An 18,710-nucleotide genomic window follows, 5' to 3' on the forward strand; every position below is an offset into this window, starting at 1 on the left:
CACCGTGCCCACCACCCTCGACCACCCCCTCGATCCCGCGCTGCTGGGGGCCGAGACCCAGGTCCATGCCCGTTCCATCGACCGGTTCGCGCGCGCCCACGACGCCTCCCACTACCTCCTGGTCCCGGACGCGGTGCTGTCCCCCGCAGATGCAGACGGCGTCGCCCGCGCGTTCACGGCGGTCCGGGCGGCCGGGCGCACCCTCACGTTCCGCTCCGGCGGCACCAGCCTCTCCGGACAGGGAATCAGCGGCGACATCCTCGTCGACACGCGCAGCCACTTCCGCGACATCCACATCGAGGACGACGGTGCTGCGGTCCGGGTCGGCCCCGGGGCCACCGTCCGGCAGGTGAATACGCGGCTGGCCCGGTACCGCCGCAAGCTCGGACCGGATCCGGCCAGTGAGATCGCCTGCACGATCGGCGGCGTCGTCGCGAACAACTCCAGCGGTATGGCCTGCGGCATCACGGAGAACTCGTATCAGACGATCACCTCGATGGTCGTCGTGCTGCCCAGCGGCACGATTCTGGAGACCGGACGCGCGGATGCCGCGGACGTGCTCCGCGCCGCGGAACCCGCGCTGTTCGCGGGACTGTCGTCGCTCCGGGAGCGCCTGCTCGCCTCGCCCGAGAAGGTCGCCTTCCTCCGGCAGCAGTTCTCGATGAAGAACACGATGGGCTACGGCCTGAACGCACTGCTCGACTTCGACGACCCGGTGCGGATCCTCGAACACCTCCTCATCGGATCGGAAGGGACCCTCGGCTTCGTCGCGGAGGCCCGTTTCCGCACCATCGAGGTGCGCCCCGCGATCGCCACCGGTCTGCTCGTCTTCGAGACGCTGTCGGCGGCGATGACCGCGCTCCCCGCTCTCACGGAGCTCGGACTCGCGACGATCGAGCTCCTGGACGCCGCCTCGCTGCGCGTCGCCCAGGGCCTGAGCGACGTCCCCGCCGCGATCTCCGAGATCGAGGTGCAGGGCCACGCCGCGCTGCTCGTCGAGGTGCATGCCCCGGACGACCAGGCCCTCGCCGTCGCGAGTGCGACGGCGCAGGCACACTTCGATGCCCTCCCGCTCGCCGTCGTCCCGCGACTGACGACGGACGCGGGCGACCGCGCCGCACTGTGGCACGTCCGCAAGGGCCTCTACACGGCGGTAGCCGGAGCGCGGCCGTCCGGCACGACCGCCCTCCTCGAAGACATCGTCGTCCCCGTCCCGCGGCTGCTGGCCACCTGCGAACGACTCATCGAGCTGTTCGCTGAGCACGGCTACGAGGGCTCCGTCATCTTCGGGCACGCGAAGGACGGCAACGTCCACTTCCTGCTCAACGAGCGCTTCGACGACCCCGAGAGCGTGGCGCGGTACCGCCGCTTCACCGACGACCTCGTCGAGCTCGTCCTGGCGCAGGAGGGATCCCTCAAGGCCGAGCACGGCACCGGCCGCATCATGGCGCCGTTCGTGCGACGGCAGTACGGCGACGAGCTCACCGACATGATGTGGGAGATCAAACGGCTGTTCGATCCGGACGGGATCCTCAACCCGGGGGTCGTGCTGTCCGACGACCCGGACTCGTACCTCCAGGATCTCAAGCGCGTGCCCACGGTCGAGCGGGAGGTGGACCGCTGCGTGGAGTGCGGCTACTGCGAACCGACGTGCCCGAGCAAGAGCATCACGCTCACGCCACGGCAGCGCATCGTCCTCCGCCGGGACATGGCCTGGGCCGAGGAGCAGGGCGACACGGCGCTGCTTCGGGAACTCCGGACGGACTACGACTACGACGGCGTGCAGACCTGCGCGGTCGACGGCATGTGCGGCGTGGCGTGTCCGGTGGACATCAACACCGGCGACCTCGTCCGCCGCCTCCGCGCCGAGCAGGAGAATGCCGTGGAGGGTGCCGCCTGGGGAACGGCGGCGAAGCACTGGAGCACCGTCACGCGCGCCGGGGGCGTCGCCCTCACGGTCGCGGACGCTCTTCCCGTCCCGCTCGTGCGCGGTGCGACGCGGATCGGACGGGCGGTGCTCGGCGCCGACACCGTGCCGCTGTACGACGGCGGTCTCCCCCGCGGCGGCTCGGCGCCCCCGCGACCGGTCGCGCCTGCCGACGCACAGGCCGTCTTCTTCGGCGCCTGCATCGGCACGATGTTCGGCCCGGAGGACGAAGGCCCCGGTTCCCGCGACGCCCTGCGCGCTCTGCTCGATCGCGCCGGCATCCCCGTCGTGGTGCCGGAGGAGAACGGCGGCCTCTGCTGCGGGACGCCGTGGAAGTCCAAGGGTCATCTCGACGGCTACCGCCTCATGTCCGACCGCGTGCTGGCCTCGCTCTGGGATGCCAGTCGTCACGGTGAGCTCCCGGTCGTCTGCGACGCGGCCTCCTGCACCGAGGGCCTCGACGTGATGCTCACCCAGGCCGTCGCCGCCCATCCTGAGTACGCGGGACTCCGCATCGAGGACGCGACGACGTTCGTCGCGCGGGAGGTGCTGCCGCGCCTCTCCGTCGAGGCGAAGCTCCCCTCGATCGCCGTGCACCCGACCTGCTCGACGACCGCGCTCGGCGCGACGGGGGCGCTGACGGCGATCGCCGCGGCGGTCGCCGACGAGGTCTTCGTGCCCGACGGCTGGGGATGCTGCGCGTTCGCCGGCGACCGCGGCATGCTGCACCCCGAGCTCACCGCGAGCGCGACCGCCCAGGAATCGGCCGAGGTGGCCGCGGCCGATACCGCCCGCGGCGGATTCGACGCCTTCGTGTCGGCCAACCGCACGTGCGAGATCGGTATGACGCGGGCCACCGGCCGCCCCTACCGTCACGTGATCGAGGTGCTCGAGGAGCGCACGCGCCCCTAGTCCCGGCACGGAGAGGGCCCCGCCGGAACACCGGCGGGGCCCTTCTGGCGTCGCTGCGCGTCAGGCGCCGTGCGCGGTGAGCACGGCGACCGGAGCCTCGCGGAGACCGGCAGGGATGACGACGCGGGCGGGTCCGCCCTCCCTTGATACGGCCGCCCGGGTCCCGTCCGCCCAGGAGAGTGCGGCGCCCGCGAGCTCGGTCGGCAGCTCGATCTCACCGGTCGCCGGGTCGAGGGCGTGCACATGCACTGCGCCGGTCGACGTCGTGTAGCGGCGAGGGGCTCCGATCCGCTCCCCCATGCGCGTCCAGGGCCGGGTGCCGTAGATCGCCCTGCCGTTCTCGGCCAGCCAGCCGCCGAGCTCCTGCATCGCGGTCCGCTGCAGCGCCGGGATCGAGCCATCCGCCGTGGGTCCGACGTTGATGAGCAGGTTGCCGTTCTTCGCGACGACGTCGACGAGGAGCCGGACCAGGGCGGCGCCGGAGAGCGAGTGCCGCTCGTCCTCCGCCTGGTTGAAGCCGAACGAATACCCGAGGCCGCGCGTCGACTCCCACGGCTCGGGGATGATCTCCGGGATGTCCGTGTATTCGCGGGTGAGGAAGCCGTGGTACGGCACGCCCCACCGGTCGTTGACCACACCGTCCGGGACGGCGTCGAAGTAACGCTGCAGCAGTGCGGCCACGGCGTAGTCCTCCGTGCCCTTACCGCCGTCCGGCCACTCGATGTCGTTCCAGAGCACGTCGGGCGCGAACCGCTCCACGAGCTCCTCGAGCTGCGCGGCGGCGTACCGGGAGAAGTGCGCGTCGTTGCGACGGAACCGGAACAGGTCGGTGTCCGACTCGATCGGCGGGAAGTCGCTGACGTGCCAGTCGAGCGCTCCGGAGTAGTACACGCCGAACTTGGCTCCGGCCCGCCGCGTGGCGTCGTGGAACTCGGAGATGAGGTCACGACGAGGGCCGCGCGCGACGGCGTTGAATCCCGTCGTGGCGGTGTCCCACAGACAGAACCCCTCGTGGTGCTTGGTCGTGGGCACGACGTAACGCGCCCCCGCCGACACGAGCTCACCGACGAAGGCGTCGGCGTCGAAGGCGGCGGCGTCCCACTGGTCGGCGAGGTCTTCGTACGAGGTCCCGGGACCGTAGATGCGCTGGTGCCGCTCCCACGTCGGGCTCCCGGGTATGCGCACTGTGTTGCCGTACCACTCCGCGTACTGGTGCCACGCGTAGGCGTCCTCGGTGGGGATGTTCACGCCTTCACCGTGCTGCACGGCCCACGCCGGCACGGAGTAGAGGCCCCAGTGCACGAAGAAGCCGAGCTTGGCGTCGCGGTACCAGTCCGGCACGCCGTTCGACGGATACACCGGGGGCGCCGCGCCGAAGTCGGGGCCGGTGCGCTTCTCGAAGTTCATCATGATGCCGCGTCCTCCTCGTCGGCGCCGCGACGCACGACCGCCGCGGTCAGATCGGGGTCGCCTGTCGTGTCGAACGGGAACACACCGGGGCGCAGGCGATGGTGACCGAGCCGGAGCAGGTCCTGGTCCACGCCGCCCGGGGTGAGCGCCAGCGTCCATCCCGCTGCGAGCTCGTACAGTTCCGGTTCCAGGTAGCCGATCTTCACGACGACGATGTCGGCCGTCGTCGGCTCGAGTCCCAGCATCCGGAAGTCGGAGAGGTGGTGGAAGGGCTTGCGGCGCTCGGTCACGATGGCGTGCAGCCCGCCGACAGCGATCACCACCTGGGTGCCGGCGTCCGGGTCGCCGTCGGTGACGGAGAACACCGTGCCGGTGATCTCGACCGGTCCATGGGGACCGGAATCGACCGCAGCTCCGGCTGACAGCGTGACCGTCGTACCGACGCCCGCCTCCACGGCTTCGGCGACGGCCCGCGGATCGAAGATCGAGGCGACCAGCGTCGTGTGCGTGCCGTCGGTGAGCTCGGGTCGCTGCAGCAGGTGGGCGAGCGTCCAGGTCACATCGCCCGCGCCCCCGGCCGTCGGGTTATCCCCGGAGTCGGAGATCACGTACGGACGCGGGGCTCCGGGTGCCAAGGCCTCCTCCAGCGCCTCGTCAAGGGTCCCGGTCTTCGCGACGAAGACGAAGTCCTCCCGCGCCTCCCAGAACATCCGGGCCACGCGCTCCGCCTCCCGGGCGATGACCTCCCGGTCATCCCCGGTGACCACAACGTACGCCTGGCAGCGCGGCTCGTCGGCCCATGCGTAGCCGATCCACACCGACGCGTCCACGACGCCCGGCAGCGTCTCGATCTCGGGGAGCTCGGCGTAGATGCTCCGCGCGGGCTCCAGCCGCGTACTCGTCTTCTCCCCCGGCAGCAGCACCGGCACGGGCACCCAGGCGGTGAAGGGCCGCCGCGCCTGCACGTCGCTGCCGTACGGGCCGCGGAGACGGTCGAGCAGGTTCCACACCGCCCGCTCCTTCGTGTTCAGCCAGTCCTCGTGCGGCGCCATCCGATAGCAGGTGAGCAGATCCACCGCATCGCGCAGGGTCTCCGAGACGTTCCCGTGCAGGTCCATCGACGTGGAGACGAGGGTGTCCGGGCCCAGCGCCTCCCGCACCGCGAGAGCCAGATCGCCCTCGGCATCGTCCATCCCGACGACGCTCATCGCCCCGTGGATGTCGAAGAAGAAGCCGTCGAACGGCCCCTCCGCGCGGATCCCCTCGACGATCGCGTCCTTCATCCGCCGGTAGGTGTCCGGGTCCACGGCGCCGCCGGGCAGCGACCGCCCGTGGGTGAGTGGTACCCACTCCGCGGCTTCGGCGAGCTCGCGCCCGGCATCCAGGAACGGGTAGTACGCGCGCAGGGCGTCGCCGGTCCGCATCGTGAAGGCCTCGTCCCCGGAGATGTGTGGGGAGAAGGTGCTCGACTCGATGGAGATGCCGCCGATGCCGATCCGCGGCCGCGCGATCCCGCCCTCGGCGAGCGGCGGCAGCGGACCCATCCAGATCTCATGGGCTTCCGGGCGTGCGGTCACGGTGCTGTTCTCCTCTGCGGTCGCAGTCGTGGTCAGGAAACGGGGGCGAGAGCGCGTCGGGCGCTCTCGATGGCGCCGAGCGCGACGGCGTCGGCGCCCAGGACGGCCGGGATGATGCGCAGCGCGATGCCGGATACCGGGGCATCGGTACCGAGCGTCCGCTCGATCGACGGCGCCAGGAGATCCCAGGCCGCCGTGACGCCGCCGCCGACGATGGCGGTCGGCAAGTCGAGGAGCGTCGCGGCACTGGCGCAGGCGAGAGCGAGCGCACGCCCGGCGGCGTCGAACACCGCGCGGGCGTCGGCGTCACCGGCCCGAGCAGCCTCCGCGACGTCCCTCGCATCACTGACCGAGCGTCCGGAGCGCTCTTCGTAACGGCGGGCGATCGACGTCCCGGAGGCCAGAGTCTCCAGATGCCCGGTCTGCCCGCAGGTGCATACCAGGTCGCTGTAGCCGGGCGTGTGGCCGATCTCCCCGGCCGCGCCGTGCGGGCCGTGGTGCAGCTCGCCGCCGATGACCAGCGCGCCGCCGACACCCGTGCCGAGCATCACCCCGAGCACGTCGGGGACGCGCGGACCCGCCGCGGCGGCTTCACCGAGGAGGAAGGCGTTCACGTCGTTCTCCACGCGCACCGGGACGCCGAGGCGCTGCGCCAGCTCCGGGCCGAGCGGGAAGCCCGCCCAGTCCGCGAACAGGGCGGACGCGGCGCGGATCGTGCCGCTCTCGTGGTCGATGACGCCCGCCGCGCCCACCCCCACCGCGGCGACCGAGACGCCGGCCTCCGCCGCCAGCCGCGTGACGAGGTCGGCCGCAGCATCCGCCATCGCCGAGCCGCCGACGCTCGCCGGTGCCGCCACGCTCCCCCGTGCGAGGACATCTCCGGAGAGGTCCACGACGAGAGCGGCGATCTTCGTGCCCCCGATGTCCACCCCCGCCAGCGCGAGGTCGGCTCCGGGGTCCGTGATCGTTCGTCGAATATGGTCCGTCTGCTGCCCGACCGCGCTCATCGTCCGCCCAGTCCGGCCATCGCGATGCCCTTGACCAGGTGCTTCTGCAGCACGATCACGAGCAGCGTGGTCGGGATCATCGAGATGATGGCGGCCGCCATCTGCAGGTCCCAGCGCGTTCCGGTGAGACCGGCGAAGCTCGCCAGGCCGACCGGCAGCGTGCCGTGCGCGTTGTAGTCGACGGTCACGATGAGGGGCCAGAGGTAGCTGTTCCAGAACGACAGGAACGTGAAGACCGCGAGGACGGCGACCGCCGACTTCGACAGCGGCAGGATGATCTGCAGGAACGAGCGGATGGGGCCGGCGCCGTCAACACGGGCCGCCTCCTCCAGCTCGTAGGGGATGCCGCGGAAGAACTGCCGCATGAGGAACGTCCCGAAGGCACCGAACGCGAAGGGCAGGATGAGCGCCTGGTAGGTGTCGACCCAGTTGAACCACTGCATGACCTGGAACATGGGGATGACGAGGACCTCGGCGGGGACCATCAGCGTCGCGAGGAAGAGGACGAAGACCGCGTCCCTGCCCTTCCAGCGCAGGCGCCCGAACGCGTACCCGGCCGTCGTGGACACCACGAGCACGACCAGGGTGCCGCCGATCGCGACGATGAACGAGTTCATGATGTACGTCAGGAACGGTCCGTAGGCGAAGACGTCGACGAAGTTGCTCCAGCGGATCTCGCTGCCGACGAGCGTCGGCGGCATCGAGAACATCTCGGAGTTCGGCTTGAGGGCCGAGAAGAACGCATAGACGAGCGGCGCGATGAAGATGAGCGCCGCGACGTAGATGGTGACGTGCGCGAGGATCAGCCGGGCACGGGCGCCCGGCGTGGTCGCCGCGCCGCGGGCGCGCTCCCGCTCGCGCTGACGCCGCGGGGCGGTGCCGGTGGGCCGGACGAGGGTCTCAGTGCTCATAGTGCACCCACTTCTTCTGTGCGGCGAACTGGATGCCCGTGATCGCGATGATGATCGCGAAGAGGATCCACGCGGCGGCGGCGGCGAGTCCGAGATCGCCGAAGGTGAAGCCCTGCTCCCAGATGTACATCACGAGCGGCTTGGTGGCGTTGCCCGGTCCGCCGCCGGTGAGCATCTGCGGCTGGACGAAGACCTGGAGCGAGGTGATCATCGTCATGATCGTCGCGAAGAAGATCGACGGCGAGATCATCGGGATGATGATGCTCCACACGCGCCGGAAGCCCTGTGCGCCATCGATGCTGGCCGCTTCCAGGACGCTCTCCGGGAGCTGTTCGAGGGCGGCGGAGAAGATCAGCATGTTGTAGCCGAGTCCCTGCCAGACGCTCATGACGACGACCATGATCATCGCCCAGTTGGGGTCGGCGAGGAAGTTCGGCAGCTCGATGCCGAACCAGGTGACCGAGAGGCCGTTGAAGAGCCCCTGAGGCTGCAGCATCATCTTCCACACCAGCACGTTCGCGACCATCGGGGTCACGACGGGGATGAAGAAGAGGACGCGCAGCGCACCGCGTCCGCGGATGCGGGGGCCGAGGCCGAGGGCGAGCACGAGCGAGAGAGCGACGCTCAACGGCACGTACAGCAGCGTGTACACCGCCGAGTTGCGCAGCGCAGGCCAGAAATCCGGGCTGCTGGTGAACAGCTTGACGTAGTTGTCCACCCCGTTGAAGGTGCGTTCGCCGAAGGTCGGCCAGTCGAAGACGCTCATCACGATCGACAGCCCCACGGGCACGATCGTGAACAGGGCGAGGCCCACCAGGGCTGGGCTTGCGAAACCCAGCGCCTGGCGGCCCTCGACCTTGGCGAGCGATCCTCGACGTCTCGTCGTGATCGTCATCTCGTTGTCTTTCTCTGTTACTGCTGTGCGGGCCGGATCCGGCTCACTCGCCGAACTGCGCCTGGGCGTTCGACAGCAGCTCCTCCATCGTCATCTGGCCGTTGTAGACGCTGACGAGGTTGGGCTGGATGTAGCTGTCGAGCTTCTGCCAGTTCTTGGTCATGTACAGCGGCACCGTGTCGCCGAACGCGGCCTCGAACACCGACTGGACCTGGTCGCGGTACTGCTCGTCGATCGACTCGAAGTACAGCGGCTGCGAGGAGACGCGAGCCGGGTAGGAGCGGCCGGAGGAGGCGATGTAGTCCTGCGCGTCCTCGCCGACGAGCGACCCGAGCACCTTCAGCGCGGCCTCCGGGTTCTTGCAGTTCTCGGCGATGCCGTAGCCGGAGCCGAGGATGGGACCGGGGTTGCCGTCCACGCCCGCGGGCAGCGGCACCATGCCGGCGGCGAAGCCGGACTCGTTGTTGAGGTAGCTGACCGCGTTCCAGGTGCCGTCGACGGCCATCGCCGCGTTGCCGCCCGTGTACTGGTTCTCGCCCCAGCCGGTGTCGGACGCGGACGCGACCGGAGCCGCGACCTTCTTCTCCGTGACCAGGCCGGCGTACCAGGACGCCGCGTCGACGAAAGCCTCGTCGTCGATGTGCAGGGTGCCGTCCTCGGAGGCGGGCTGCGTGGCGGAGTAGGCGATCGGCATCGACATCCACTGGTAGCCGCCCATGCCCATACCGAAGCCGTACTTGCCGTCCTTCGTGGCGTCGGCCGCGATCGTGGCGAAGTCGTCGAACGTCCAGCCGATCTCCGGGGTGGCAGCGCCCGCAGCGGTGAGCATGTCCTGGTTGTAATAGACGAGCATCGTGGCGACGTCGAACGGCACGCCGTAGACCTTGCCCTCGAAGCTGAGGATGCCGTCCGCGCTCGGGTTGAACTCCGACCAGTCGATGCCGGCGGTCTTGAGGTCGTCCTCGCTGAGCTCACGGAAGCCGGCCGTGTAGCCGCCGAGCTGCGCTCCGCTCATGCCGGTGATGCACGCCATGTTGCCGCTGGCCATGTTCGTCGTGAGCTTCGTGAAGAAGTCGCTCCACGGCGACGTCTGCAGCTTGATCTTGATGTCCGGGTTCTGCTCCTGCGCGAACTCGATCTGCGCCTCCAGCGCGTCGACGTCCGACTCGCTGCCGGCCCACATGTCGACGACGATCGTGTCGCCATCCGCCGAGCCACCGGATCCCCCGCTGCTCGCACAGCCGGTCATCGCCACGGCCACACCCGCGACGGCGGCGACAGCCCCCACACGCAACTTCTTCATTGAATGCCTCCTGAGAAGGGAAAGGTTATTTCGACACTCGAACTAACCAATTAGGATTTCGTATGAAGTTACGCTGTCATAGTTCGCAAGGTGCCGCAAGCTGAACATCCGATGTTTATAGGGTGGTGATAATTCGTCACTCCCCCGAAACACGCGGCTCCCCCGCTACGCTGACGATGCTCCGAGACGAAGGGCCTCCATGACGAACCCCGCCGACACCCCCGTCGACGATCCGCACACACGGCGCATCCTCGACTTCGTCGCGCGCGGGCAGGCCCGCTCCCGCTCCGAACTCGCCTCCGCGCTCGGCGTGGCTGCGTCGACGGTCGGCCTGCGCGTGCAGGCCCTCCTCGATGCGGGCGTGCTGGAGGAAGCCGGCGCCGGCACCTCCCGCGGCGGCAGACGTCCGCGGGTCCTCCGGATCGCCGGCGACGGCATCGTGCTGTCCGCTGACCTCGGCGGGCGTCATGCCCGCATCGGCCGACACGACCTCAGCGGCGGCCTGCTCCGCTCGGAGACCATCGCGATCGACGTCGCGGACGGCCCGGAGGCGACGTTGGACCGGGTGTCCGAGGTCTTCGATCGCCTCCTCGCCGAGACGCGGGTCCACGCGATCGGCGTGAGTCTGCCCGGGCCGGTCGATGTCGCGACCGGCGCGGTCGACCAGCCCTCACGGATGCCCGGATGGCCGGGATTCCGCGTCGGCGCGCACCTCGCGAGGCGACACGGCGTCCCGGTGGTCGTGGACAACGACGCCAACCTCGCCGCCCTCGGCGAGCACCGTCGCCAGCTCGGGCACACACAGCACAGCATCACCGTCAAGGCGGGTACCGCGATCGGCAGCGGGATCATCGTGGACGGACACATCCACCGGGGCGCCACCGCGGCGGCCGGCGACATCACGCACACGCGGATCGACGGCAGCGGGGACATCCCCTGCTCCTGCGGCAACACCGGGTGCCTGGAGACCGTGGCCAGCGGCGCGAGCCTCGTCCGCCAGATGCGCGAGCGCGGCAACGCTGACGTCCGCACCACGGCCGACGTGCTGACGCTGGCCCGGGACGCGGATCCGCTCGCCACGATGCTCGTCCGCACCGCGGGCACGCACCTCGGTCAGGCACTCTCCGGGGTCGTGAACTTCTTCAACCCGCACGCCCTCTTCCTCACCGGGAGCATGAGCGCCTCCGAGCCGTTCATCGCCGCGGTGCGCAGCCGGGTCTACGAGGCCTGCCACCCGCTCGCGACCCAGCGCCTGCGGATCGAGGCCGCGGCCACCGGCGCGGACGCGATCCTGCACGGCGCCGCGCGCCTCGCGCTGGAGGGCATGGAGATCCCGGTGGCGACGGCCTGAGCCGCCGCCACCGGCGCCTCACTCCCCCGTCAGGCGCAGCTCGATCACCGGCATCAGCACGTCGGGCCGACGCACCGGGAGATGCACCGTGAGGGTCCCCTCGGCCTCGCCCGCCGGAGTCATCAGGTCGGCCTGCTGCTGCGGGTCGCTGACGCTCGTGCGCAGCCAGGACCCGTCGTTCAGCAGCCGGGCGTAGGAGACCTTGCCGGCGAGCTCCGGCAGGTGCACGTAGCCCAGTGGCCAGTTGAACAGGCTGAGATACAGCCGGTCACCGCGGAGCGTGTACGCCCCCTCACGAGGCGGCGTGAACGGCGCGTGACCGGCCCCGATCACGGCGCGCTCGTGGAGGCGCATCCACTCTCCGATCTCGGCGAGGGTCTTCGCGTCCCGGGGCGCGATCGCCCCGCGTCCGTCCGGACCGATGTTCAGGAGCATGTTGCCACCCATGGACACCGAGTCGACGAGCATCTGCACGAGCAGCATCGGCGACTTCTGGTCCGTGTTGTCCCGGTGATAACCCCAGGAGCCGTTGAGCGTCTGGCACGCCTCCCACACGAGGGGTACGCCATCGCGGACGATGGGAGCCGTCGGCTGGTACTGCTCGGGCGTTACGAAGTCCGCGGGGATGCCGAGCCGGTCGTTGACGAGCATCTCCGGCTGCAACTCCCGGCACAGCGCGAGCAGCGCCTCGGCGTCCCAGTCCTGTGGCCCCTTCCCCGCCCAGCCGTCCTTGGCCTCGGGATAGGTGAAGTCGAAGAAGAGGTAGTCGATGTCGCCGTACTCGGTGAGCAGCTCGCGGACCTGCCCGTGCAGGTACTCGCGGTAGCGGGCCATGTCGCGCCCCTCGTTCAGGGCGTGCGCGTTCTCGTCGTCGCGTCGGGGGTGGTTCCAGTCCACCGTGAAGTCCGGGTGATGCCAGTCGATGACGGAGTGGTAGAGACCGACGCGGATCCCCTCGGCACGGAGGGCGTCGACATACTCGCGCACGAGGTCCCGTCCGACCGCCGCGACGGAGGTGAAATCGGTCAGCTTCGAGTCCCAGAGACAGAAGCCGTCGTGGTGCTTCGTCGTGAGCACGACGTAGCCCATCCCTGTCTCCTTGGCGGTCTTCGCGAGAGCCGCAGCGTCGAAGAGATCGGGATCGAAGTTGTCGAAGTAGGGGCGGTACTCCTCATCGGTGAGGCGTTCGTAGTTCTGCACCCATTCGTGCCGCGCCGCTCCGCTGTAGAGGCCGAAGTGGACGAACATGCCGAAGCGGGCGTCATCAAACCATTCCTGTCGCATGCGTCCATCCTGGCACAGACATCGGATGTCTGTTACGGAGAAGGTGCCAGGAGACGACGAACGGGCGCCCCGAAAGGGACGCCCGTTCGTTCGCGAGTCGAATCAGCGAGCGGCGCTGCCGTCGACGTAGTCCTCGTCCTGCTGCTTCCAGGCGAAGAGCGAACGCAGCTCCTTGCCGGTCGCCTCGATGGGGTGCTGCTCCTCCTTGGCGCGGAGAGCGAGGAACTCCTCGGCCCCGTTGTCCTGGTCCTCGATGAAGCGCTTCGCGAACGCGCCGGACTGGATGTCGGACAGGACGCCCTTCATGCTCTCCTTGACGCGCTCGTCGATCACGCGCGGGCCGGAGACGTAGTCGCCGAACTCGGCGGTGTCGGAGATCGACCAGCGCTGCTTGGCGATGCCGCCCTCCCACATGAGGTCGACGATGAGCTTGAGCTCGTGCAGCACCTCGAAGTAGGCGATCTGCGGCTGGTAACCGGCCTCGACGAGCGTCTCGAAGCCGGCCTGCACGAGGTGGCTCATGCCACCGCAGAGCACGGCCTGCTCGCCGAACAGGTCGGTCTCGGTCTCCTCGGTAAAGGTCGTCTTGATGACGCCGGCGCGGGTGCCGCCGATCGCCTTCGCGTACGACAGCGCGAGGTCCCAGGCCTGGCCGGACGCGTCCCGCTCGACGGCGATGATGTCCGGGATGCCACGGCCGGCGACGAACTCGCGACGCACGGTGTGGCCCGGAGCCTTCGGCGCGACGAGGATCACGTCGACGCCCTCGGGAGCGTCGATGTAGCCGAAGCGGATGTTGAAGCCGTGCGCGAAGGCCAGCGTCTTGCCCGCCGTCAGGTTCGGGGCGATCGACTCGCTGTAGATCGTGCGCTGGTGCTGGTCCGGCGCGAGGATCATGATGACGTCGGCCCATTCGGTCGCCTCGGCGACGGTCTTCACGGGGAAGCCGGCCTCCTCGGCCTTCGCGGCGGACTTCGAGCCCTCCTTGAGGGCGATCGCGACCTCGACGCCCGAGTCGCGCAGGTTCTGGGCGTGGGCGTGGCCCTGCGAGCCGTAGCCGACGATGGCGACCTTCTTGCCCTGGATCAGGGACAGGTCGGCGTCGTCGTCGTAGAAGATCTCGGTGCTCACTGGTTTCTCTCCTTGGTTGTGGTTGTGCGGAACGCGCGGTCCCTGAGTCTGTCGAACGGTCAGCCGCGCAGGACGCGCTCGGTGATGCTCTTGCCGCCGCGGCCGATCGCGAGGAGGCCGGACTGGGCGATCTCCTTGATGCCGAAGGGCTCCAGCGCCCGCAGCAGGGCCTCGACCTTGCCCCTGTCACCCGTGACCTCGATCACGAGGGCGTCAGCGGCGTAGTCGACGACTGAGGCGCGGAAGAGGTTGACGACCTCGATCACGTTCGAACGGCTGGCGTTGTCCGTGCGCACCTTCACGAGCATGTGCTCGCGCTGCACGGACGACGCCGGGTCGAGCTCGACGATCTTGATGACGTTGATCAGCTTGTTGAGCTGCTTGGTCACCTGCTCGAGCGGCAGCTCCTCCACGTCGACGACGACCGTGATGCGGGAGATCCCCGGCACCTCGGTCACGCCGACGGCGAGGGAGTCGATGTTGAAGCCGCGGCGCGCGAACAGGCCGGCGACACGGGTCAGAAGGCCGGGGGTGTTCTCCACCAGCAGGCTCAGGACGTGGGTCGACATGGCTCAGTCCTCCTCGTCGAACGCGGGCGCGTGGTCGCGCGCGTACTGGACATAGCTGTTGCTGACCCCCTGCGGCACCATCGGCCACACCATGGAGTCGGCGCTCACGACGAAGTCGATCACCACGGGGCGGTCGTTCGTCTCCAGCGCGAGCTGGATGGCGGCGTCGACCTCCTCCTCCTTCTCCACGCGGATCGCGAGGCAGCCGTACGCCTCCGCGAGCTTCACGAAGTCGGGGATGCGGATCGTGCCGTGCCCGGTGTTCAGGTCGGTGTTGGAGTGGCGGCCGTCGTAGAACAGCGTCTGCCACTGCCGGACCATGCCCAGCGACGAGTTGTTGATGATCGCGACCTTGATCGGGATGTTGTTGATCGCGCAGGTGGCGAGCTCCTGATTGGTCATCTGGAAGCAGCCGTCGCCGTCGATCGCCCAGACCTGGCGCTCCGGCTCGGCGACCTTCGCTCCCATGGCCGCCGGCACCGAGTACCCCATCGTGCCCGCGCCGCCGGAGTTCAGCCAGGCGTTCGGACGCTCGTACTTGATGAACTGCGCGGCCCACATCTGGTGCTGCCCCACACCGGAGGCGAAGATGCCCTCCGGACCGGTGAGCTCGCCGATCCGCTGGATCACGTACTGCGGGGCGAGCAGACCGTCGGTCGTCGGCGCATACCCGAGCGGGAACTCGTTCCGCAGGCCGTCGAGATACGACCACCACTCCTCGATGTCGGGCTTGCCGCTGCCGATGACACCACGGAAGGCCGCGTCCAGGTCGGTCAGGACGTCGCGCACGTCACCCACGATCGGCACGTCGGCCGTGCGGATCTTCGAGATCTCCGCCGGGTCGATGTCGACGTGCACGACCTTCGCGTGCGGCGCGAACAGGGCGGCCTTGCCGGTGACACGGTCGTCGAACCGGGCGCCGAGCGAGACGAGAAGGTCCGCCTCCTGCAGCGCGAGCACGGCGGGAACCGTGCCGTGCATGCCGGGCATGCCCAGGTGCTGCGGGTGCGAGTCGGGGAACGCGCCGCGCGCCATCAGCGTCGTCACGACGGGCGCGCCGGTCGACTCGGCGAGCTCGAGCAGCTCGGCCGCGGCCCGGCCGCGGACGACGCCTCCGCCCACGTACAGCACCGGCTTCTTCGCCTCCGCGAGGAGGGCGGCGGCCGCCTGGATCTGCTTGCCGTGCGCCTTGGTCACCGGTCGGTACCCGGGGAGGTCGATCTTCGGCGGCCACACGAACGGTGCCGTCGCCTGCTGCGCATCCTTGGTGATGTCCACGAGCACCGGACCGGGACGCCCGGTGCCGGCGATCTCGTAGGCCGCCGCGATGGCGCCGGGGATGTCCGCGGCGTCCTTCACCAGGAACGAGTGCTTCGTGATCGGCATCGTGATCCCCACGATGTCAGCCTCCTGGAACGCATCCGTGCCCATGAGCGTCGAGAACACCTGACCGGTGATCGCGAGCAGCGGCACCGAGTCCATGTAGGCGTCGGCGATCGCCGTGACGAGGTTGGTCGCTCCGGGGCCGGAGGTCGCGATGCACACGCCGACCTTCCCGGAGGCGGTGGCGTAGCCTTCCGCCGCGTGTCCTGCGCCCTGCTCATGCCGCACGAGGATGTGGCGCAGCTGCGACGCATCCATCAGCGGGTCGTAGACCGGGAGGATCGCCCCGCCGGGGAGACCGAAGACGTCCGTGACGCCGAGCAGCTCGAGGGAGCGGACGACGGCCTCTGCGCCGGTGATCTCCGGGGCGGATGGGCGGGCGGGCGGCCTCGGCACGGCCGAGACGGAGTCAGCAGTCATGACTTTCCTTCTGATGAACTGTGCGGGACACCGGCGTTCCGATCGAGCGGACTCCTGAGCCGGTCGATGGATCAGCCGGTCGTCGCTCCCTCGGCGGCGGACCGCACGAGGCGCGAGTACTTGGCAAGAACGCCTCGGGTGTAGCGCGGGGGAAGCGGCTCCCAGCCAGAGCGGCGGGAGGCGAGCTCCGCCTCGTCGACGAGTAGGTCGAGAGAGCGAGCTGCGATATCGACCCGTATCAGATCACCATCGCGCACGAAGGCGATGGGACCTGCGTCCACCGCTTCGGGTGCTATGTGGCCGATGCACAGGCCGGTTGTGCCGCCTGAGAATCGTCCGTCCGTCAAGAGTAGTACATCTTTTCCGAGCCCCGCGCCCTTGATGGCCGCGGTGATGGCGAGCATCTCGCGCATACCCGGTCCGCCCTTGGGTCCCTCGTACCGGATGACGATGACCGTCCCCGGCTCGATGGTCCCCTCGGCGACCGCGTCCATGGCGGCGCGCTCGCGCTCGAAGACCCGCGCGGGACCCTCGAAGACGGCCGCGTCGAAGCCGGCGGTCTTGACAACGGCCCCCTCCGGAGCGAGCGACCCGTGCAGGATCGTCAGTCCGCCGGTGGCGTGGATGGGGTTGTCGAACGTGTGGATGACCTCGCCGTCGATCGGCTGCGGGTCGAGCTCGGCGAGGTTCTCGGCGAGCGTCTTGCCGGTGACGGTGAGCGCGTCGCCGTGCAGCAGCGCTTCGTCGAGCATCGCCTTCATGATCACGGGGATGCCGCCGTGGCGGTCGACGTCGTTCATGACGTACTTGCCGAACGGCTTCATGTCGGCCACATGCGGGACCTTGTCGCCGATGCGGTTGAAGTCGTGCAGGCTCAGCTCGACCTCGGCCTCCCGCGCGATCGCGAGGAGGTGGAGGACGACGTTCGTCGAGCCGCCGAGGGCCATGGCCAGGGCGATGGCATTCTCGAACGCCTCCTTGGTCAGGATGTCGCGCGTCGTGATCCCCTGGCGGAGCAGGTTGACGACCGCCTCGCCCGACCGGTGCGCGAAGTAGTCGCGGCGGCGGTCGGCCGCGGGCGGCGCGGCCGAGCCCGGGAGGCTGAGCCCGAGCGCCTCGGCGACGGAGGCCATCGTGTTGGCCGTGTACATGCCGCCGCACGCGCCCTCACCGGGAGCGATGGCGCACTCGATGCGCTTCAGGTCCTCCTCGCTCATGAGACCGGCGCGGCAGGCGCCGACCGCCTCGAACGAGTCGATGATCGTGACGTCCTTCTCGGTGCCGTCGGAGAGCTTGACCCAGCCCGGCGCGATCGACCCGGCGTAGAGGAAGACGCTGGAGAGGTCGAGGCGCGCGCTGGCCATGAGCATGCCGGGGATCGACTTGTCGCAGCCCGCGAGCAGGACGGAGCCGTCGAGGCGCTCGGCCATCATCACGGTCTCGACGGAGTCGGCGATGACCTCGCGCGACACGAGCGAGAAGTGCATCCCCTCGTGGCCCATCGAGATGCCGTCCGACACGGAGATGGTGCCGAACTGCAGCGGGTAGCCACCGCCGGAGTGCACGCCCTCCTTCGCCCCCTGCGCCAACCGGTCGAGGCTCAGGTTGCAGGGGGTGATCTCGTTCCAGCTGGACGCGATGCCGATCTGCGGCTTGTCCCAGTCGGCGTCCCCCATCCCGACCGCGCGGAGCATGCCGCGAGAGGTCGTGGCCTCGATGCCGTCGGTGACGACGCGACTGCGGGGCTTGATGTCGATGGGCGCGCTGGTGGAGGGATCATGCGAGGACATGACGAGAGTCTATTCCTGCGCGACGGCCCTCTCGTTCGCGAGCGTCTCCAGAAGCGCGGCGATCTGTTGTGGAGAGTCCACACGGAGGGTCGCCGCACTCTCCCCCGGCCCGACGCGCACACCGAGGTCGCCCTCCTGCAGCACACGCATCGCATCCTCGTCGGTCACGTCGTCGCCGGCGAAGAGGATGCCCGTCGCGTCGAAGCGCTCCCGCAGGGCGATCATCGCGGCGTCCTTGCCCTCGTTCCGCGACGAGAACTCCAGGACCCGGTGGCCGGCGCGCCGCCGCCAGTGCGGGAAGCGCTCCGCGACGAGCGCATCGATCTCGGCGAAGACCTTCTCCTCGGTCTCGCGATCCGCGCGCCGCGTGTGCACGCCCATTCCGAACGTCTTCGGCTCCAGCTCCGCACCGTCGTAGCGGTCGATGATCGGCTGCGCCGCCGCCCACAGCTCCTCGCGGGCGCCGGATTCGGTGGCATCGCCCGGCGCATCGGCGGCACCCTCACCGGGGAACCAGTACTGCGCGCCGTGCGAGCCGGCGAGGACGAGCACGGAGTCGTCGGTGTGCTCGGTGATCTTCCTCAGGTCGTGCATGCTGCGCCCGGAGACGTAGGCCACCACGGTGTCGGGCATCCCGGCGAGGCGGTTCATCTGCACGGCCACCTCGGGCAGCGCTCTCGCCGCCATGGGGTCCACCACCAGCGGGGACGCGGTGCCGTCGAAGTCGAGGGCGACGACGAGGCGCGGGGTCGTCGCGAGGGCGGTGAGGTCGGCGTCGGCGGTTCCGGGGATCCAGGGGCGCGTCACGGTGTCTCCGATCGGGGAAAGGGATGTGCAGGA

The 18,710-nt window shown here is 69.6% G+C and carries 14 protein-coding genes; 2 read left to right on the forward strand and 12 right to left on the reverse strand.

Annotated features, from left to right (window positions below):
• Positions 1–4 precede the first annotated feature (4 nt).
• Entirely contained in the window at positions 5–2,839 is a 2,835-nt protein-coding gene (locus CYL12_RS05025; protein WP_101846070.1) for an FAD-binding and (Fe-S)-binding domain-containing protein, read from the forward strand.
• Between the two features lie 60 nt (positions 2,840–2,899).
• Here CYL12_RS05025 and CYL12_RS05030 read toward each other — a convergent pair whose 3' ends face one another.
• From CYL12_RS05030 to CYL12_RS05055, 6 genes are all read right to left on the reverse strand, one after another.
• The gene (locus CYL12_RS05030) at positions 2,900–4,249 is read right to left on the reverse strand and encodes an alpha-L-fucosidase (protein WP_101846072.1); all 1,350 of its coding nucleotides are present in this window, start codon (positions 4,247–4,249) and stop codon (positions 2,900–2,902) included.
• A complete protein-coding gene (locus tag CYL12_RS05035) occupies positions 4,246–5,793 on the reverse strand; it encodes a M81 family metallopeptidase (protein WP_286120514.1) in 1,548 nt (515 codons plus the stop codon). Before CYL12_RS05035 ends, CYL12_RS05030 begins: the two co-directional genes overlap by 4 nt.
• 65 nt (positions 5,794–5,858) lie before the next feature.
• Positions 5,859–6,833: an ROK family protein gene (locus CYL12_RS05040; RefSeq protein WP_101846076.1), complete on the reverse strand. Its 975-nt coding sequence runs from the start codon at positions 6,831–6,833 to the stop codon at positions 5,859–5,861.
• Positions 6,830–7,744, reverse strand: a complete 915-nt coding sequence (locus CYL12_RS05045) for a carbohydrate ABC transporter permease (RefSeq protein WP_101846078.1) — start codon at positions 7,742–7,744, stop codon at positions 6,830–6,832. The genes CYL12_RS05040 and CYL12_RS05045 overlap by 4 nt, the downstream gene beginning before the upstream one ends.
• Positions 7,734–8,639, reverse strand: a complete 906-nt coding sequence (locus CYL12_RS05050; RefSeq protein WP_025103273.1) for a carbohydrate ABC transporter permease — start codon at positions 8,637–8,639, stop codon at positions 7,734–7,736. The genes CYL12_RS05045 and CYL12_RS05050 overlap by 11 nt, the downstream gene beginning before the upstream one ends.
• 43 nt (positions 8,640–8,682) lie before the next feature.
• On the reverse strand, positions 8,683–9,942 hold the full coding sequence (locus tag CYL12_RS05055; protein WP_101846081.1) for an ABC transporter substrate-binding protein: 1,260 nt from the start codon (positions 9,940–9,942) through the stop codon (positions 8,683–8,685).
• A 199-nt stretch (positions 9,943–10,141) separates the two neighbouring features.
• On the opposite strand from CYL12_RS05055, the gene CYL12_RS05060 reads away from it, so the two are divergent.
• Positions 10,142–11,293, forward strand: a complete 1,152-nt coding sequence (locus tag CYL12_RS05060) for an ROK family transcriptional regulator (RefSeq protein WP_101846083.1) — start codon at positions 10,142–10,144, stop codon at positions 11,291–11,293.
• Between the two features lie 18 nt (positions 11,294–11,311).
• Here the strand turns inward: CYL12_RS05060 and CYL12_RS05065 are convergent, their stop codons facing one another.
• The 6 genes from CYL12_RS05065 to otsB form a co-directional block, all read right to left on the reverse strand.
• Complete coding sequence (locus CYL12_RS05065) at positions 11,312–12,577, reverse strand: alpha-L-fucosidase (RefSeq protein WP_101846085.1); 1,266 nt, start codon at positions 12,575–12,577, stop codon at positions 11,312–11,314.
• Positions 12,578–12,679: 102 nt separating this feature from the next.
• The gene (ilvC, locus tag CYL12_RS05070) at positions 12,680–13,708 is read right to left on the reverse strand and encodes a ketol-acid reductoisomerase (protein WP_025103269.1); all 1,029 of its coding nucleotides are present in this window, start codon (positions 13,706–13,708) and stop codon (positions 12,680–12,682) included.
• 59 nt (positions 13,709–13,767) lie between these two features.
• Complete coding sequence (ilvN, locus tag CYL12_RS05075) at positions 13,768–14,277, reverse strand: acetolactate synthase small subunit (RefSeq protein WP_101846087.1); 510 nt, start codon at positions 14,275–14,277, stop codon at positions 13,768–13,770.
• Between the two features lie 3 nt (positions 14,278–14,280).
• Positions 14,281–16,080, reverse strand: coding sequence for an acetolactate synthase large subunit (locus tag CYL12_RS05080; protein WP_101846089.1), 1,800 nt, complete (start codon positions 16,078–16,080; stop codon positions 14,281–14,283).
• 71 nt (positions 16,081–16,151) lie between these two features.
• Positions 16,152–17,870 carry a dihydroxy-acid dehydratase gene (gene ilvD / locus CYL12_RS05085; RefSeq protein ID WP_101846091.1) on the reverse strand — a complete coding sequence of 573 codons (1,719 nt, stop codon included), beginning with the start codon at positions 17,868–17,870 and terminating at the stop codon, positions 16,152–16,154.
• A 9-nt stretch (positions 17,871–17,879) separates the two neighbouring features.
• Positions 17,880–18,677 carry a trehalose-phosphatase gene (otsB, locus tag CYL12_RS05090; RefSeq protein WP_101846093.1) on the reverse strand — a complete coding sequence of 266 codons (798 nt, stop codon included), beginning with the start codon at positions 18,675–18,677 and terminating at the stop codon, positions 17,880–17,882.
• Positions 18,678–18,710 lie beyond the last annotated feature (33 nt).

The organism is Zhihengliuella sp. ISTPL4, from assembly GCF_002848265.1.
Taxonomy (GTDB): Bacteria; Actinomycetota; Actinomycetes; order Actinomycetales; family Microbacteriaceae; genus Microbacterium.

Coding starts and splice junctions, on each gene's coding strand:
- CYL12_RS05030 (WP_101846072.1), bottom strand. CDS start 4,249: ATGATGAACTTCGAGAAGCGCACCGGCCCCGACTTCGGCGCGGCGCCC.
- CYL12_RS05035 (WP_286120514.1), bottom strand. CDS start 5,793: ATGGGTCCGCTGCCGCCGCTCGCCGAGGGCGGGATCGCGCGGCCGCGG.
- CYL12_RS05040 (WP_101846076.1), bottom strand. CDS start 6,833: ATGAGCGCGGTCGGGCAGCAGACGGACCATATTCGACGAACGATCACG.
- CYL12_RS05045 (WP_101846078.1), bottom strand. CDS start 7,744: ATGAGCACTGAGACCCTCGTCCGGCCCACCGGCACCGCCCCGCGGCGT.
- CYL12_RS05050 (WP_025103273.1), bottom strand. CDS start 8,639: ATGACGATCACGACGAGACGTCGAGGATCGCTCGCCAAGGTCGAGGGC.
- CYL12_RS05055 (WP_101846081.1), bottom strand. CDS start 9,942: ATGAAGAAGTTGCGTGTGGGGGCTGTCGCCGCCGTCGCGGGTGTGGCC.
- CYL12_RS05060 (WP_101846083.1), top strand. CDS start 10,142: ATGACGAACCCCGCCGACACCCCCGTCGACGATCCGCACACACGGCGC.
- CYL12_RS05065 (WP_101846085.1), bottom strand. CDS start 12,577: ATGCGACAGGAATGGTTTGATGACGCCCGCTTCGGCATGTTCGTCCAC.
- ilvN (WP_101846087.1), bottom strand. CDS start 14,277: ATGTCGACCCACGTCCTGAGCCTGCTGGTGGAGAACACCCCCGGCCTT.
- CYL12_RS05080 (WP_101846089.1), bottom strand. CDS start 16,080: ATGACTGCTGACTCCGTCTCGGCCGTGCCGAGGCCGCCCGCCCGCCCA.
- ilvD (WP_101846091.1), bottom strand. CDS start 17,870: ATGTCCTCGCATGATCCCTCCACCAGCGCGCCCATCGACATCAAGCCC.